The sequence below is a fragment of the Nitrobacter vulgaris genome (assembly GCF_031453995.1).
GTDB classification, from domain to species: Bacteria; Pseudomonadota; Alphaproteobacteria; order Rhizobiales; family Xanthobacteraceae; genus Nitrobacter; species Nitrobacter vulgaris.
In genome coordinates, this window is sequence record NZ_JAVDPZ010000017.1 from 53,337 (window position 1) to 67,906 (window position 14,570).

Below are 14,570 nucleotides of genomic sequence, written 5' to 3' on the forward strand. Positions count from 1 at the left end.
GGAAGTATGTTCTTGAGGAACGATATGCGCTCCAAAAAGAAAGCGGCGCGCCAAAGAAGCGCGCCGCTGAATTTCCGGTCATGCTTGAACGCAGGCGCGAAACGCGCGGCAACGCTGGCGCTCTACCGCGACTGGGTTCTAACAATGGCACGAAGCTGGGGAGCGTGGATATAAGTTACGACAAGCCCTATGGTCCATCAGCTCGGCTTGAATGTGCCATTATCGAGAAGCTCAAGACACATCCCAGCATCCCCAGCTTGCGGCATCCAATGTGTCTCCGCGATAGACTCGAGTTGCTGTCTTGCTTCGATCGGCAAGACAGCAAGCGTATGCTTGGCCGCTTTAAGCCGCACCTGCATGTTTGGATATTCGTACAGCCTTACAAGACTACGGCGATGATCCCCTGTGCGCGCCTTCAGCTCGTTGGAGACATCACTCATTAGCTCGAACAACCGATTGAATTTCGCGATTTGCCCACCGAGCAGCGCTTGATCCTGCTCAACACCGATCTGCGCAAATCGATCAACAAGGTCTTCTGTTGATACGTCAGCCAAGCGAACCCGTTTGACGTTCATGGCTTTAATACCTTAAACCTTACAAGAGCCTGCAGGCCAACCCGCCGACGCGAATCCCAGCCCTTGTCCGCAAGATACTGACGCGGCGAGAGCCCGCCAAATTCTTCGGTGCTGGTCATATACCAGCCTGTTGTTTGATAATGCGTCAACCGTGGAATACTGACAAGATTGGATGGATCGTCGATCTCGCTGCGGCTATAGCCGAACCGCTCTGCCCACGTCTGCTCGACGATATGATGATCATCGTAACCTGGCCGCTTCAAACCGACATTGGCTTGTAATTCGTCAAGCGACTTCGGTTCGTCGCGCGCCGCTTGAACCAGATCACGGTAATCCTTGAGCCATTCCGCATTGTTCATTGCGCCCGTGTAAATTTCGCCTGCGAGCCCTCCGTGCCGAACCAGCCAACTAGCGGCCGCACGGAGATAGCTCGTTCGTTCGGCGCTTGTGCTAGGTTGCTTTGGCGGAATTTGCGGCGGCTCGTCACTCGGAATGCCGGGTCCGTCATCCGGCGGCCAATCACCCGCGAGTTGCACGCCGTCGATCATGTTATCGCGCGGCGTGATCTGAAAAAGGCCGAGACTGCCTCCTCCTGCGCCGCCATCCGTCCACTGGCCGCCGTCCGGATTTCCGACCGGCACGCGCGGCTGGTTTGGATTGTATTTGCGCGCCAGTCTGGGAAACGCTTTGGCAACATCCGCTCCGGGCGGAAGAAAGCGCGCGGCGTCGGGACGAATCCAGCGTGCCGCATCCGGCCGCAGCCATCGCGATTGCTGATGGCGCAGCCAGGCGTCGTGATGCGGTGGCATGAAAATATGTCCTTGAGGAACGACGCGCGCTCCAAAAAAACGGCGCGCCAGAAAGGCGCGCCGCTGAATTTCAGGTCATACGCGGGGGCCTGCGTGAAGACACGCTTCGCGGTTTGGTCCGGCCATGACGCCGGATGCAGGACCGGCGACCTTCCTTAGCTCGCTGCGAACTTCATCAGCTTGATGGCATCGAAGTCCTGCACGCCGCCGCCGACGCGCTTGGTGGTATAGAACAGCACGTAAGGTTTTGCCGAATAGGGATCGCGCAACACGCGCACGCCGGCGCGGTCCACCACGAGGTACCCGCGGCGGAAATCACCGAACGCGATCGACAGCGAATTCGCCGCGACATCCGGCATGTCTTCGGCCTCGACCAGCGGGAAGGTCATCAGCGAGGCGCGTCCGCCAGCCTGCGCCGGCGGCTGCCACAGATAGGCCCCGCCGGTGTCCTTGAACTTGCGGATCGCGGCTTGCGTTTTGCGGTTCATGATGAAAGCAGCATTCTGGCGATAGCCAGCCTTCAGCGCATAGATCAGATCGACCAGCGCATCCGACGGGTTGCTCGAGGCGAACGCGCCGGCCGCGCCGCTGGCAACGTAACCCAGCTTGCTCCACACCCACGAGCCGTTCGCAACCGTATCGGATTGCAAAAAACCCTTCGGCTGGTTAGTGCCGTCACCGTTAACGAACGCCGCGCCTTCCTGCACCGCGAAGGTCAGCTCGACTTCTTGCGCGATCCACTCGTCAATGTTGACGGCGGAATCGTCAAGCAGCGTCGCAGTCGCCGCGGGCATGGCGTAAAGCTCCATCGCCGGGAAGCTCAAGGCATCCAGCGTCGGCGAGGTGGTTTGCGTTCGCGAGTCCGTCTCACCGACCCAACCCGTGGCGGGACCCGCGGTCATGAACGGCTTCTTGTAGACATTGCCCGAGATGGTGCGAACCGACGCGAGCGCGCGGATCGGCGAAATCGCCGCCAGGCGTTGCCCGATTTCGTGCTCGAGTTCGACCGGCACGAGATAACCGCCATCCGGATTGGAGCCGACCGACATCGCCTTGGTCTCGAGCGCGCGCAAGGCGCCGGTCTCGCCGCCACGCACGTAAGCCTCGAAGGCGCTTTTGTGCTCGCGGGAGCCAGCATCCCTGAGGATTCCAGCGCGGCCTTCGAGCGCCGGGCGAGCGCTCTTGAGCGCCAGTTCATCCATGCGCCTGTGCTGGGCATCGAGCGCGGCATTGATGCGATCGACCTTCTCCTCCAGCAGTACGTCGCCGCGCTTTTGCTCCAGCCTTGCCAGGCGCTCGTCGTTGGCCGCCTTGAATTCCTCGAAGGTGACGCGGAAGTCGTCGTAGCCGCCGCGGACGGCACCACCGGATTTATGCTCCGGCGCGATGTCGGTGATATCGAAGTCCATTCATGCTCTCCTCAGTGATAATAATTTCGCCCCGTCGTGTCTGACGTTTGAGACTTGTTTGACCTCAAGACCTGTTGACCCCAAGACCCTGTTGACCCCAAGGCTTCTCTGACACCCAAGACTTGCGCGCGGTTGTGCGCTACAATGGCTTCCGGCAACGGCAGCACGTTGAGGCGAACCATGCGATTTCTGATCTTTGTCTGGATAACTCTGGCCGTCGCCTCGGCCGGAAGCGCGTGGTATGCGATGCAGCCCTTGAGGCGGGTCGTCGCCTGGTTCGCGATCGCCGCCTGCGTCGTCCTGTTGGCGGCGTTCGGGATATCCTTCGTAATGCTGAGCGCCAGCGCCGAAAAATCGCTGCTGTCGATAGTGCTTTATCTTTTGAACTGGAGCATGGCCACCGGTGGCGCGGCGATCTGCGTCGGAGCCATCGCAGGCCTCGCGCTGGCGCTGGCGTTCAAACGGTGATCCGATATGTCCGCAGGCGAACCCGCGACAGGATACCGTCCGCGCCGATTACAAAATAGCGGCTGCGAGCCGAAATCGGACTCTGGAAGCCATGAGATCAGATTTTTGGAGCCTTTCCGCTTCTGATGGAATCAGAAGCGGAACTGTCAGATCTTGATCTGATGCCTTTCCTTCACGCGTGCGAACGCGTGTCTACCGGCCCTTGCGTTTCTCGCTGTCTCCTAATCGATCGCGTCCCGTATCAGCGTCAATACCCCGCGTATGTTGTCAAAGAAGTAGTCGGCCCCGGCATCGTTCCATATCCGCCCCAACTCGGCGTCCGTAAGGTTTTGCGCGAGCAATTCCTGCAGAAAGCGCTTGACGATCGCTTGATCCTGTTTGTTCGAATATCCCAGGGCCAGCGCAACCCACTCTTCCATCGAGGAGACTTCAGCGCTGCTGCCCTGATAGAAGCATTGGACCACGTGGTCGAACTCTTTCGGAACCAACATGACCTCTCCTTGCTATTTGCTAGGTTCGTTTCTGGGATAGGCCGTTATCACGCTGAAACCCCTGGCAGCGCGTGGATCATGTACGATAGATACGCCGACCCCATAGGTGTCTCGGAGGTAAGGCACCGCATCGACGTCTTCCCTGAAAGCCTCGCGGCCGGCTAACCGCCCAGTCGCCACGGCCTCGACTTGATCAGGATTCCGCTCAAGTGTCCGGTTGACGAAATCGTTTGCACTTTCTACGGAGACGAAAGATCCGTTCGTTGATGCCGCCGCCGCCATCCGTCCACTGTCCGCCGTCCGGATTGCCCGCCGGCACGCGCGGCTGGTCCGGGTTGAACTTGCGTTGAAGCGCCGGATAGACATCACGAGGATCAATGCCGGGAGCGAGAAAGCGCGCGGCGTCCGGCCGGATCCATCTGTAGGCATCGGGCCGCATCCAGCGCGCGCTGCGCGGCTTCGAATATGCCAGCATGATTTGACATCAGCGCGCTCCCGCCAACTGCGCGCGCACCGCGCCGTGAAGCGTAGCGCGCCGCGCTTCCCTTCCGCGCAGAGACGCCGAAACCATCGCCGAACGCGGGCGGAGCTGCGGTGCCGGTTCATCCGCGGCCTCCGTCATGCTCCGCCAGCCGCGCTCGGCCTGTGTCCGCACGCGTGAGCGCGGCGACTGGGTTGTCGCCTGCTTCACCGCGCGGACACGCGCTCCCGCCAGCAGCGGGAACGTGACGATGGAAATCTCCCACAAGTCGACCTGATAGAGATGGCGCACGCGCGTGCGCGGATCGATTCGACCACGTACGGTGCGATAGCCGATCGACAGCCCGTCCACCGCGCCAGCCTCGACCAGAGAAAGTAATTCGCGCGCGCGCATCACGTCGGGAATCAACTTTCCCCGCACCCACAGGCCACGAAAATCCTCGCGCAGTTCGAGCCAGACGCCGACCGGCTCGGCGGGATCATGCTGAAACAGCATCGGGATCCTGCGTAGCCCCCGGGTCTTCAGCGTCTGCGTGAACGCACCGGGCATCATCATGTCGCGCGCCTGATCGATCTCGCCGAACAGGCTGGCATAACCTTCGACCGTGCCGTCGCCGGAGAACGACAGACGCGAGACGGATGACAACGGAGCATGCATGATCGGCCTCGCAACAGGCGGGGAGGATGTCTGAAATTCGTAACAGGACGTTGTGCGCCACGCGCCCATCAGGGCACCGGGCGTCACTGGATGAACGCTATCCCTTGCGGTTGCGCTTCACCGGCTTGCGCCGCGTCTGCGATTTGGCACGAGGCGCGCGAGCCGCGGGTGGCTTGCGCTGAACGCGATCAAGATGCGCGAGGAATTCGCGAAACACGGTGAGATGATCACGCGAGGATTTCGTTTCGGCGCCGAATGACCGTAACACGCTGTGAAGGGTATCCATCAGTCCAGATCCTCTTTGAGGTTTCCGGCGCGGCGATGCGCCTTGCGGTTGAAGCGCTGCAATTCGCGAACGAAATCATCGAAACGGCGCGAGGCCGCAGACAGTTCGCGAAGCGTGAACAGCAGACCCGCGCTCGCGGCGCTCGCCCAAAGAAACAGCGCGAGATGCGCAAGATCGCCGCGCTCGCTGAAGATGCGGATGAGGTCCGGCATGACGATCTTTCTCGCCTCTTTCCCTTGCGGAAAATGGCTGCTTACTCCAGCCTGTCGCCGCCCTCGATCGGTGCATAGCCGACCGCTTCGCGCTTTTCGTTGAGCGTAAGAAACGCCGCGTTGCTGACTCGTTCCCACAATGCCGCACGATCGGCGGCCAGCGCGTCGATCCTGTCGGTGTCGACGACGATACGGATTCTCTCGCCGAATTGCGGCGACAGCCATTGCGCGAATGAGTTACCGATACGGGACGCCGGCGGAAGAACGGTCTGACGAAAGAAGCAGCGATTGGCCTCCAGGAAATTTGCATAGGTGTTGTCGCCGGGAATGCCGAGCATCATTGGCGGCACACCGAAAGCGAGTGCAATCTCACGCGCGGCCGTGTGCTTGGCCTCCAGGAAGTCCATGTCCTTCGGCGTCAGCGACATTGTTTTCCAATCGAGTCCGCCTTCGAGCAGCAGCGGCCGGCCGGCATTCACCGCGCCCTGATAGGTGTCGGTCAACTCGCGCTTGAGCCGATCGAACTGTGAATCCGACAGCACCGCGCCTTCCGGCCCGGAATAGACCAGCGCGCCGGACGGCCGCGCCGCGTTGTCGAGAAGCGCCTTGTTCCATTTCGATCCGGCGTTGTGGGTGTCGATGGCGACAGCAGCAGGCTCGATCGGCGCAAGACCGTAGTGATCGTCGAGCGGATGAAAGAATGTCAGGTGCAGGATCGGCGGCACCACGGATGACGCTTGATCGAAGCGCACGCTGCGCCCGCCGACGCTATATTCATACGCTTCCGCCCAGCCCTCGGAGCCGGGCACCACCTTCATGCGATCGGGCCGCAGCGCATGAAGCTCCCGAACCGCCCCGTCAAGAGCGACGGTTTCGACATAGGCATTGCCTGCCAGCAGCAGATGCGACACCAGCATCTCGAGAAATGCGCCGCCGTCCTGCCGTGTATTGGGTCGCGCGAGCAGCAGCGACAGCGGATGCGCTTCGTGTTCCTGCGCGCCCTCGAACACGAGGTAGCTGCAGGACGCAACATTCTCCGCAATCAGCCGCACCGCGCGATGCACGATGGGGTTGGTTAGATATCCTTCGCGCGCCAGCGCAGCATAATCGCGTGGTGTCCAGCGCGCGCGGCCGCCACTCTCGAAGGCGAGCAGTCTGGCCGTGCGGCTGGCTTTTGTCTCGGGCGGGGTGAACATGTTTTTCAAGCGCAAGCGCATGGCCATTTTCCTGTTATGTCGTGGCTGCAACGCAGCGCTCTGTGCGGCATTGCAGTTCCCTCTCAGAACCCCCTCACCCGCGGCTGAGCACGCGGTGCGAGCGCCAGCGATGTCACCGCCCACACCAGGGCGTCGAGCCGGTCGGGCGAGCGCCCGGACGACAGGCCGGACAGAGCGAAATCACACATCTCGTCTTCCAGCGCGGCGAAGCTACCGGCGTGCCTGACGCGGCCTTGCTCGTAGAGCGTCGCCACCGGCTCGGCGCGCAGCCATTTGCCGCGAGTCGCGCGCACCGCGATCACGGGCACCTCCGCGTCGACCTCCGCGATCACGGCTTTCACCATGTCGCCGCCCTGATTGACTTCCGCCACCAGCGCATCGGCCTCACACCGCCGCCACAGCGCGATCGCCTTCGCCGCCCACAGCGCCGGGGTCACGCCTGCCACGGTCTCGTCGGCAATCACGTAAACAGTGCCGTCCGCGGCTTGCCCCGCCGCGACAATGCCGCAGGCGTCCGCGCGCTTGCTTGCGCTCGCCGGCGGATCGACCGCGACCACGATGCGTTGCAACGGCGGCGCCTCGTGCACGCGACATCGCTCCAGAAGCGTACGCGATCACAGCGCATCCGGCCGATCCTCGATGATTTCGCCATCAAGCTCCTGACGTCCAAGCCGCGTTCCGGCGTAGCGCGCCATCACGCCTTGCAAGAAGGTCGGCGCCAGATTGAAAGCATTCGCTTGCGTCGGCGCGCGCGTCACCACGCTCGCCCGGTCGTTCATCAGGCGTTTCAAAAGCGCGGTCGGCCGCGGCGTCGTCGTGATGAGCTGGCGGGGCTGCGATCCCAGCCGCAAGCCGAACTGCAGCATATCGAACGCGGCTTCCGCGTAGCGCCACTTCGCCATTTCGTCGGACCAGGCACAGCCGAACTGCGGCCCGCGCAGGCTTTCGGGATCTTCGGCCGAGAACGCCTGCGCCACCGCGCCGTTGTTCCACTCCAGCCGCTTGCGCGACGGCGACCACGATGGCCGCTCATGAGCGGCGTGAACCGCGAGCAACCCGGAGACGCCTTCGATCATCACCTCGCGCGCGTCATGCTCGGTCTCGCCGACCAGTGCGATGCGCGACACCGCCTCGCTGGCGAACGGCGGCAGACCCAACGCCTGCGCACGAATCCATTCAGCTCCTGCGCGGGTCTTTCCGGCGCCGCGGCCGCCAATCATCAGCCAGATCAGCCACGGCGCGCCGTTCGGAGCGAGTTCGGAAGGCCGTTGATGCGGATGCGCGAAAACATCCCACTGTCGGGCAAGAAATCCGAGTTCCGTCTCACTCATGCTCTCCAGCAGGAGCCGGCGTTGGCGCGGCGACCATTTGCTCCAGTCGGCGCGAAAGCGCGCGCCGGAACTCGTCAAGGTCGCGGGGCACGGCGTCGTCATCGGCTGGCTTCACCTTCTCCTGACCTGCGCGCAGCCGCGTCACCTCTCCCGAGCGTACGCGCGAGACTCGCCAGCGTCCGGGCACGGCGCTCGGCCTCCGTGCGCTGCTGCGGTTTCAGATGGCTGCCGCCGACGATCACCTCGATCAGGGACAGCTCGCGCTCAATCGCGCGCGTCACCCTCTCAATCAAAAGCGCGCCTGTCGCCGGCGGCGGATCGTCGACACGCTCGACTGCGGTGCGCTTGATGCGCGGGCTTGGTTGATCCTTGCGGCGGGCGGTTGTCGGCCGCTTGCGCTGCCGCTTCAATCCGGCCTTTGCCGCATCGTCGTCTTCATCAACGATAACGGGGACATCATCAACGTACCGTGTGGTGGCAGCGATTGTCGCCTTGCGCGCGAGAACGGCGGCGCGGGTCTTGCTGGGAGGCGACGTTCTAACCGCGCTTCGCTTTATCGCCGCTTCGGCCGGCGTGAGCGGCTTATTCTGCTCCGATGACGACGACGCTTTCTTCTTCGATGCTGAGGACGTTCCGGTCCTGGATGGCGTCAGCTTTGAGCGAGAGGCAACGCGCCCCGCCGCCGGCTTTCGTGCCGGCTTGCCGGTTCGCGTCGCACACATGAAGATCAAGAACTCCCTTCAAGCGGACCCAATGCCGCTGAATTCCTGGATTAGCTGGATTGCGATGAAGATTTCGGGTCCCTTGGCCGGCTTCATCCCCGCCGACCAAAACCGTATTTTTTATTGTGTAGACCCTTGAGTCCCACTCTCACTGATGGACGAATACGAGCCACGTTACGCAAAGGATCAACGCGACCAGACCGGTGCTGATGGTCGACAGCAAAAGGGCGGGAAGCTCAGGCTCGGACCGTCGCATCTCCATGGATGTCTTCACAGTTTGACTGTGTTTTTCCGTCGTCATGTTCGTTCTCCCCCACGGTCCGCCATCGCATGCCAATTGTTCAGGACAACAGCAGACTCCCTGCGATGTTCCGTGCAAAAAAAGAGCCGTGGTTACGACTCGCTATGAGCTTCATCCGGGAATTCCCGGCAATGTTCGTTTGACGGTTTCGTCAGCCGCGCGATCAGAAAGCATCGCGTGATGTCTCGGCGCAACTGTGGAGCATGGCGTAAACCTACTCCGGCAGCGTCACGCTGTCAAGGTATATTTTCCTAGGAAAATTTACCTGTCGTCTAGCCTTATTTCAGCAGCCCGTTCAGCGTGTCGAAGCGGTCCTTGAGCGAACTGCCGATGCCGGTGACCGCGGCCACGATGACGATGCTAATGCCGGAAGCAATCAGGGCATATTCGATCGACGTGGCGCCTGTTTCGTCCCGCAGAAAATCCGACGCAAGTTTTGGAATGAGGTGCAACGCCAACTCCAGCCTTTGAATCCCCGCGGATGCTCCAATAGTGATCGGGCGCAGCGCGACAACCTTTCAAAAATAGGATGCTAGAGTTGAAAGATTTCTCGGAGCCTAACCGACACTCTGAAAGAATGCTTAAGAGCGATAGCAAAAGTTGCGTGCGGATCAAGCCGGGGGGCCGGTGAGCGGCCGTTCCTCCATTCGCACCAGCAACAGCGCGGCCCCCGCCAGCATCGCGGCTGTGGCGGCGAATACATAGCGAAATGCGGTCGTGAGGTCGGAGGCGGAGATTACACCGACCCGACCGCCGCCCTCATTGCCGATCGAGGCATCGGTTCCCAGCGCCATCAGCAGGATGGCGGCAAATGCAGCGACGGCGAACGAGGAAACCAACGCGCGAAAAAAATTCATCGCGCCGGTGACGGTTCCGACCTGCTGACGCGCCACCGCGTTCTGCAGCGACACCACGCTGACGGGAAATATCGTGCCGAGGCCGAAGGCGAACAAGGATAGCAACGCAAGCAGCGGCCATAGAGGCGGCGTCACCACAGCCAGAATCGCGGCCACGACGGCGGCAAATGTGGTCCCCAGTACCGCGACCCGCTTGTAGTGAAGGGTACGCGTCATGGAGCGGCCCGCAAGCGCCGCCCCGCCGGTCGAAATCGCCGCGATCGGAATCAATGCCAGTCCGGATTCGCTCGCGCTGAGATGGTGGACGACCTGATAGTACAGCGGCAAATGCACGGTGATCCCGATAATCGCGCCGAGCGCCAAAGCACCCGCGGCTATCGCATACGGAACCACCGGGCCGCCCATCAGCGACAGCGGCAGGAATGGTTCGGACGTCTTGCGCGCGTGCCGGACAAAGACCGTGGCAAGCACCAGCGAGGCGCCAAGCATGGCGGCGATTTGCGGCGACGCCCAGGCGAAGCGGTTACCGCCCCATGTCAGCACCAGCAGGAAAACGACGGCGGATGCCATCAGCAACAGGCCACCGGTCCAATCCACTCTGCGGCGGCGGTGGAACACCGGAATCTTACCCATTTTCGGCAACAGCAACGCCAGCGAGACAAAGCCGAGCGGCACGTTGATCCAGAAAATCATCGACCAGTGCAAGTGCTCGGCGAAAACGCCCCCCAGCACCGGCCCCGCGATGCCTGCCGCAGTCCATACGCCACTGAAATAAGCCTGATACTGACCACGCTCCCGGGGCGTCACCACATCGGAGATCACAGTCTGCACCACGGGCAGGATGCCACCGCCGCCGATGCCCTGCACGCCGCGCGCCATGATCAGCGCCGCCATGTTCGGCGCCAGCGCGCACAGGACCGAACCCGCAACGAACAGACCGAGCGCGGTGACGATCATGGCACGGCGACCGTAGATATCGCTCAAGGTACCGAACAACGGCGCGACCGCTGTGGACGCCAACAGGTACGCCGTAATGACCCACGACAGGGTGGTGACCTCGTGGAACTGGCGGCCGATGGTCGGCAGCGCGGTTGCGACAATGGTCTGATCGAGGGCGGCGAGGAACATGGTCAGCATCAGGCTGACCAGAATGGTGCGCACCTCGCTCCGGCTCAGCGGCGCGGGCGTCACGACCGGCGGCGCATTGGCGTCACCCTCAGCCTTGCCAGAACGCGCCGCAGCCTCTGGCGCGGCGTCGCCGGACAGAATCGGGGGATCCGACGGACCCCGACCCAGACGCTCGAATGTATTCATGCGGACAGACAAAATATGAACTGGCTAACAAGAAACGGAGGCCGGTGCGGTTCGCTGCTTTGTGAACATTAACGCTTGAGGCCCACGTTCGGACAGCAACCGACGGAATAAAAAGCCTCCAATGCAAAATCGCAAATTTGTGATGGGAGACCGGTCAACCCTTCGGCGGTTTCCGAAGCCGGGCGCGCTTCGGCAGCCGAACCGGCCACTGCACGATATGATCCTCCAGTTCAGAATCCGGAATCTCATCCTCGGTGCCGCGGACCCGGCCACGCACCGAAACACCGGCCTCGTGGACGGTATTGGGATTCCCGGAAATCAGCGGGTGCCACCAGTAGAGATCGCGCCCCTCCGCGACCAAGCGATAACCGCAGCTCGGCGGCAACCAGTTCAAGGTCCGGACATTGTCCGGCGTGAGGCGGACGCAGTCCGGAACTTGTTCGGAACGCTTCGGGTAATCCTTGCAGGCGCAGACCCCGGCATCCAGAAGCCGGCAGGAAACATGCGTGAAATAAATGTCGCCGGTATCCTCGTCCTCCAGCTTCTCCAGGCAGCAGCGTGCGCAACCATCGCACAGGCTTTCCCATTCGGCGCTGGACATTTCATCCAAGGATTTGGTCTTCCAGAAGAACCCGTTTTGTTCCGACGATCGCGCGGGTCGTTGGGTCATGGAGTGAGCCAAGGGGGGTGCCAGAGGTTGCGCCGAAGAAAACCGATTTTCCGTCTATGGGCTTCGCCGGCACTTCGCGCAAGCGCCCTAGGGGGATCTGGGGTACCAATAGCGGCTGTGCCAGGCTGAAATCGCAACCGGCCATTGGTTTATCTTCCGCGCTCGGATAGAAGAAAATCGGCTTTCCCGAGGATGCCAAGATGATGGTCCAGCGCGGGTTTTGAGATGCCTTCTCGAGTGCCTTGGGTTTGCCGTAACGTTCTTGCATGAGGGTGGCGAGATGGCGCCTTAGAGAAGGCGCTGCGATGCCGCAGATCGGTCACAGGCCTTGGTGCGCAACAACCTGCCCTCCGATTGGAAGAAGCGAATCCGGCATATCCTGCTGGATCTCGATTCGCGCATCGATTCGACCCTGTTCTCCTCGGCGGCCGGCGCGCGGGAACTTTATGAGCGCTTCTCCACCTTCATGGACCGCTTCTATGTCGGCCATTGGAAGCGCTGGGTCATCGTCGAGCCGCTGTCTGAAGCTGCAACCTTGGGCCTCGGCGGTCTCATCCTCCTGCTGGCGCTGGCACAGCCGGCGTTCCGCGAAACCGCCGACGAGGACTGGCTGAAGAAATCCGATCTCGCGGTGGCGTTCCTCGATCGCTACGGCAATCCGATCGGCAGCCGCGGCATCAAACACAACGATTCGATTCCGTTGGAGGAATTTCCCGACAACCTGGTCAAGGCGACGCTCGCGACCGAAGATCGTCGCTTCTACGATCACTTCGGTATTGACGTCGGCGGCACCTTCCGCGCGCTGGTAACCAATGCGCAAGCCGGCGGCGTGCGGCAAGGTGGCTCATCGATCTCCCAGCAGCTTGCGAAGAATCTGTTTCTCTCCAACGAGCGCACCATCGAGCGCAAGGTCAATGAGGCCTTCCTTGCCGTCTGGCTGGAAACCCGACTGAGCAAGAACGAGATCCTTAAACTGTATCTCGACCGCGCCTACATGGGCGGCGGAACCTTCGGCGTCGACGGCGCGGCGCATTTCTACTTCAACAAGTCGGTGCGTGACGTCAACCTCGCCGAATCCGCGATGCTCGCCGGCCTGTTCAAGGCACCGACAAAATACGCGCCGCACATCAACCTGCCCGCCGCCCGCGCCCGCGCCAACCAGGTGCTCGACAACATGGTCGATGCAGGCTTCATGACCGAGGGCCAGGTGTTCGGTGCGCGGCGCAATCCCGCCACCGCGGTCGACCGCCGCGACGAGAACTCGCCGAACTATTATCTCGACTGGGCATTCGAAGAAATGCGCAAGCTGGTCGACACGTTTCCGCGCTCCTACACCGAGCGCGTGTTTGTCGTCCGCACCGCAATCGACATGAATGTGCAACAAGCGGCGGAAGAGGCGATCGAGAGCCAGTTGCGCCAGTTCGGACGCGACTATCACGCGACGCAAGCGGCAACGGTCGTCGCAGATCTCGACGGTGGCGTGCGCGCAATGGTCGGTGGACGCGATTATGGCGCAAGTCAGTTCAATCGCTCGACGGATGCCCTGCGCCAGCCCGGATCATCGTTCAAGCCGTATGTCTACACCACAGCGCTGCTCAACGGCTTCAGTCCGACATCCAAGATCGTCGACGGCCCCGTCTGCCTCGGCAACTGGTGCCCGCAGAATTACGGCCATTCCTACTCCGGGACGGTGACGCTAACCCAGGCACTGACGCGGTCGATCAATGTCGTGCCGGTAAAACTCTCGATCGCGCTCGGCAAGGGGGCAAAGAATCCCGCTAAAGCCGGCCGCGCCAAGATCGTCGAGGTCGCCCGCAAGTTCGGCATTGTCACACCGCTGCCCGACACGCCCTCGCTGCCGATCGGGGCCGACGAGGTCAACGTGCTCGAACACGCCGTCGCCTATGCGACATTCCCGAACAAGGGCAAGGCGGTGGCGCCGCACGCGGTTCTGGAGGTCCGGACCGGCGCCGGCGATCTGGTATGGCGCTACGACCGCGACGGCCCAGCACCGCGCCAGATCATTCCGCCTTCAGTCGCCGCCGACATGGCCGGTATGATGAGTCATGTGGTCAGCGAAGGCACCGCACGACGCGCCATTCTCGACGGCATTCCGGCCGCGGGCAAGACCGGAACCACAAACGCTTATCGCGACGCATGGTTCGTCGGCTACACCGGCAACTTTGTATGTGGTGTTTGGTACGGCAATGACGACTATTCGCCAACCAATCGCCTGACCGGCGGCGCGTTGCCCGCCCAAACCTGGCACGACATCATGACGGCCGCGCATCGCGGTATCGAAGTCAAAGACCTCGCCGGCGTTGCAGCGCCAGCGAAGCCGACCGCCGACGCGGCAGCCAAAACCGCCGCCAGCGACGACAATGCAAAACCGGCCCCCCCGCCGATCCTGACCAAACGCGGAGCCGACATCCTGGTCCGCGTGGAAAAGATGCTGGATCAAGCAGCCAAGACAATCGGAAAAACCTCGGCCGGAAAACCGGTCGATCCGGCTCGCTCCGGCGCCCTTAGTCCCACCTCCTCTGGCGGCGGCGCAGAAAACTTGGCGGCCGCGACGTCCAGCGACCGAGCAGCCCCGGCGCCAAGCAAGAATTAGAGTGGGATGCGGAAGTGTGTACGGTTTGCGACCGCTATAAACAATGGAATCGATCACGGTTATGATTTGGATCTTTCTGATCCAAACGTGGCGTGTTTCCGACATTCGCATTACAGATGCGCGACTCGAATGGCTTCAACACCGGAGCGCCGACAC

The 14,570-nt window shown here is 62.0% G+C and carries 16 protein-coding genes and 1 pseudogene; 2 read left to right on the plus strand and 15 right to left on the minus strand.

Translation table 11 applies throughout. The features are described 5' to 3' along the window. Window positions 1-197 precede the first annotated feature (197 nt). From GGQ85_RS11895 to GGQ85_RS11905, 3 genes are all read right to left on the minus strand, one after another. Entirely contained in the window at window positions 198-575 is a 378-nt protein-coding gene (locus tag GGQ85_RS11895) for a DUF2019 domain-containing protein (protein WP_309774685.1), read from the minus strand. Next, entirely contained in the window at window positions 572-1,384 is an 813-nt protein-coding gene (locus GGQ85_RS11900) for a hypothetical protein (protein WP_309774686.1), read from the minus strand. The genes GGQ85_RS11895 and GGQ85_RS11900 overlap by 4 nt, the downstream gene beginning before the upstream one ends. Window positions 1,385-1,539: 155 nt before the next feature. After that, a complete protein-coding gene (locus tag GGQ85_RS11905; RefSeq protein WP_309774687.1) occupies window positions 1,540-2,793 on the minus strand; it encodes a phage major capsid protein in 1,254 nt (417 codons plus the stop codon). Between the two features lie 180 nt (window positions 2,794-2,973). Here GGQ85_RS11905 and GGQ85_RS11910 point away from each other — a divergent pair, with 180 nt between their 5' ends. After that, window positions 2,974-3,261, plus strand: coding sequence for a hypothetical protein (locus GGQ85_RS11910; protein ID WP_244553439.1), 288 nt, complete (start codon window positions 2,974-2,976; stop codon window positions 3,259-3,261). Window positions 3,262-3,482: 221 nt separating this feature from the next. On the opposite strand, the gene GGQ85_RS11915 is transcribed toward GGQ85_RS11910, so the two are convergent. The 12 genes and pseudogenes from GGQ85_RS11915 to GGQ85_RS11970 all read right to left on the minus strand — a co-directional run bounded on the left by GGQ85_RS11915 (window position 3,483) and on the right by GGQ85_RS11970 (window position 12,068). Next, window positions 3,483-3,752 (minus strand): hypothetical protein, encoded by a 270-nt coding sequence (locus GGQ85_RS11915; protein WP_079446216.1) that lies wholly within the window; start codon window positions 3,750-3,752, stop codon window positions 3,483-3,485. A 205-nt stretch (window positions 3,753-3,957) separates the two neighbouring features. Then, window positions 3,958-4,227: a hypothetical protein gene (locus tag GGQ85_RS11920; RefSeq protein ID WP_309774688.1), complete on the minus strand. Its 270-nt coding sequence runs from the start codon at window positions 4,225-4,227 to the stop codon at window positions 3,958-3,960. A 9-nt stretch (window positions 4,228-4,236) separates the two neighbouring features. Then, window positions 4,237-4,890 (minus strand): HK97 family phage prohead protease, encoded by a 654-nt coding sequence (locus tag GGQ85_RS11925; RefSeq protein ID WP_309774689.1) that lies wholly within the window; start codon window positions 4,888-4,890, stop codon window positions 4,237-4,239. A 97-nt stretch (window positions 4,891-4,987) separates the two neighbouring features. Next, window positions 4,988-5,176, minus strand: a complete 189-nt coding sequence (locus tag GGQ85_RS11930) for a hypothetical protein (protein ID WP_079446213.1) — start codon at window positions 5,174-5,176, stop codon at window positions 4,988-4,990. Next, the gene (locus GGQ85_RS11935) at window positions 5,176-5,388 is read right to left on the minus strand and encodes a hypothetical protein (protein ID WP_079446212.1); all 213 of its coding nucleotides are present in this window, start codon (window positions 5,386-5,388) and stop codon (window positions 5,176-5,178) included. The genes GGQ85_RS11930 and GGQ85_RS11935 overlap by 1 nt, the downstream gene beginning before the upstream one ends. Window positions 5,389-5,429: 41 nt before the next feature. After that, a complete protein-coding gene (locus GGQ85_RS11940) occupies window positions 5,430-6,605 on the minus strand; it encodes a phage portal protein (RefSeq protein WP_309774690.1) in 1,176 nt (391 codons plus the stop codon). 62 nt (window positions 6,606-6,667) lie between these two features. Continuing rightward, window positions 6,668-7,936 (minus strand): annotated as a pseudogene (locus tag GGQ85_RS11945) (DNA-packaging protein). Between the two features lie 98 nt (window positions 7,937-8,034). Then, window positions 8,035-8,658: a hypothetical protein gene (locus tag GGQ85_RS11950; protein WP_309774691.1), complete on the minus strand. Its 624-nt coding sequence runs from the start codon at window positions 8,656-8,658 to the stop codon at window positions 8,035-8,037. Between the two features lie 579 nt (window positions 8,659-9,237). Beyond that, complete coding sequence (locus GGQ85_RS11955) at window positions 9,238-9,402, minus strand: Flp family type IVb pilin (protein ID WP_309774704.1); 165 nt, start codon at window positions 9,400-9,402, stop codon at window positions 9,238-9,240. Between the two features lie 168 nt (window positions 9,403-9,570). Then, window positions 9,571-11,130 carry an MDR family MFS transporter gene (locus GGQ85_RS11960; protein ID WP_309774693.1) on the minus strand — a complete coding sequence of 520 codons (1,560 nt, stop codon included), beginning with the start codon at window positions 11,128-11,130 and terminating at the stop codon, window positions 9,571-9,573. Window positions 11,131-11,284: 154 nt separating this feature from the next. Beyond that, window positions 11,285-11,800, minus strand: a complete 516-nt coding sequence (locus GGQ85_RS11965; RefSeq protein WP_309774694.1) for a YcgN family cysteine cluster protein — start codon at window positions 11,798-11,800, stop codon at window positions 11,285-11,287. Then, a complete protein-coding gene (locus GGQ85_RS11970; RefSeq protein WP_309774695.1) occupies window positions 11,733-12,068 on the minus strand; it encodes a hypothetical protein in 336 nt (111 codons plus the stop codon). Before GGQ85_RS11970 ends, GGQ85_RS11965 begins: the two co-directional genes overlap by 68 nt. Window positions 12,069-12,131: 63 nt before the next feature. On the opposite strand from GGQ85_RS11970, the gene GGQ85_RS11975 reads away from it, so the two are divergent. Next, complete coding sequence (locus GGQ85_RS11975) at window positions 12,132-14,414, plus strand: transglycosylase domain-containing protein (protein WP_309774705.1); 2,283 nt, start codon at window positions 12,132-12,134, stop codon at window positions 14,412-14,414. The last annotated feature ends 156 nt before the right edge of the window (window positions 14,415-14,570 follow it).

Coding starts and splice junctions, on each gene's coding strand:
- GGQ85_RS11895 (WP_309774685.1), bottom strand. CDS start 575: ATGAACGTCAAACGGGTTCGCTTGGCTGACGTATCAACAGAAGACCTT.
- GGQ85_RS11900 (WP_309774686.1), bottom strand. CDS start 1,384: ATGCCACCGCATCACGACGCCTGGCTGCGCCATCAGCAATCGCGATGG.
- GGQ85_RS11905 (WP_309774687.1), bottom strand. CDS start 2,793: ATGGACTTCGATATCACCGACATCGCGCCGGAGCATAAATCCGGTGGT.
- GGQ85_RS11910 (WP_244553439.1), top strand. CDS start 2,974: ATGCGATTTCTGATCTTTGTCTGGATAACTCTGGCCGTCGCCTCGGCC.
- GGQ85_RS11915 (WP_079446216.1), bottom strand. CDS start 3,752: ATGTTGGTTCCGAAAGAGTTCGACCACGTGGTCCAATGCTTCTATCAG.
- GGQ85_RS11920 (WP_309774688.1), bottom strand. CDS start 4,227: ATGCTGGCATATTCGAAGCCGCGCAGCGCGCGCTGGATGCGGCCCGAT.
- GGQ85_RS11925 (WP_309774689.1), bottom strand. CDS start 4,890: ATGCATGCTCCGTTGTCATCCGTCTCGCGTCTGTCGTTCTCCGGCGAC.
- GGQ85_RS11930 (WP_079446213.1), bottom strand. CDS start 5,176: ATGGATACCCTTCACAGCGTGTTACGGTCATTCGGCGCCGAAACGAAA.
- GGQ85_RS11935 (WP_079446212.1), bottom strand. CDS start 5,388: ATGCCGGACCTCATCCGCATCTTCAGCGAGCGCGGCGATCTTGCGCAT.
- GGQ85_RS11940 (WP_309774690.1), bottom strand. CDS start 6,605: ATGCGCTTGCGCTTGAAAAACATGTTCACCCCGCCCGAGACAAAAGCC.
- GGQ85_RS11950 (WP_309774691.1), bottom strand. CDS start 8,658: ATGTGTGCGACGCGAACCGGCAAGCCGGCACGAAAGCCGGCGGCGGGG.
- GGQ85_RS11960 (WP_309774693.1), bottom strand. CDS start 11,130: ATGAATACATTCGAGCGTCTGGGTCGGGGTCCGTCGGATCCCCCGATT.
- GGQ85_RS11965 (WP_309774694.1), bottom strand. CDS start 11,800: ATGACCCAACGACCCGCGCGATCGTCGGAACAAAACGGGTTCTTCTGG.
- GGQ85_RS11970 (WP_309774695.1), bottom strand. CDS start 12,068: ATGCAAGAACGTTACGGCAAACCCAAGGCACTCGAGAAGGCATCTCAA.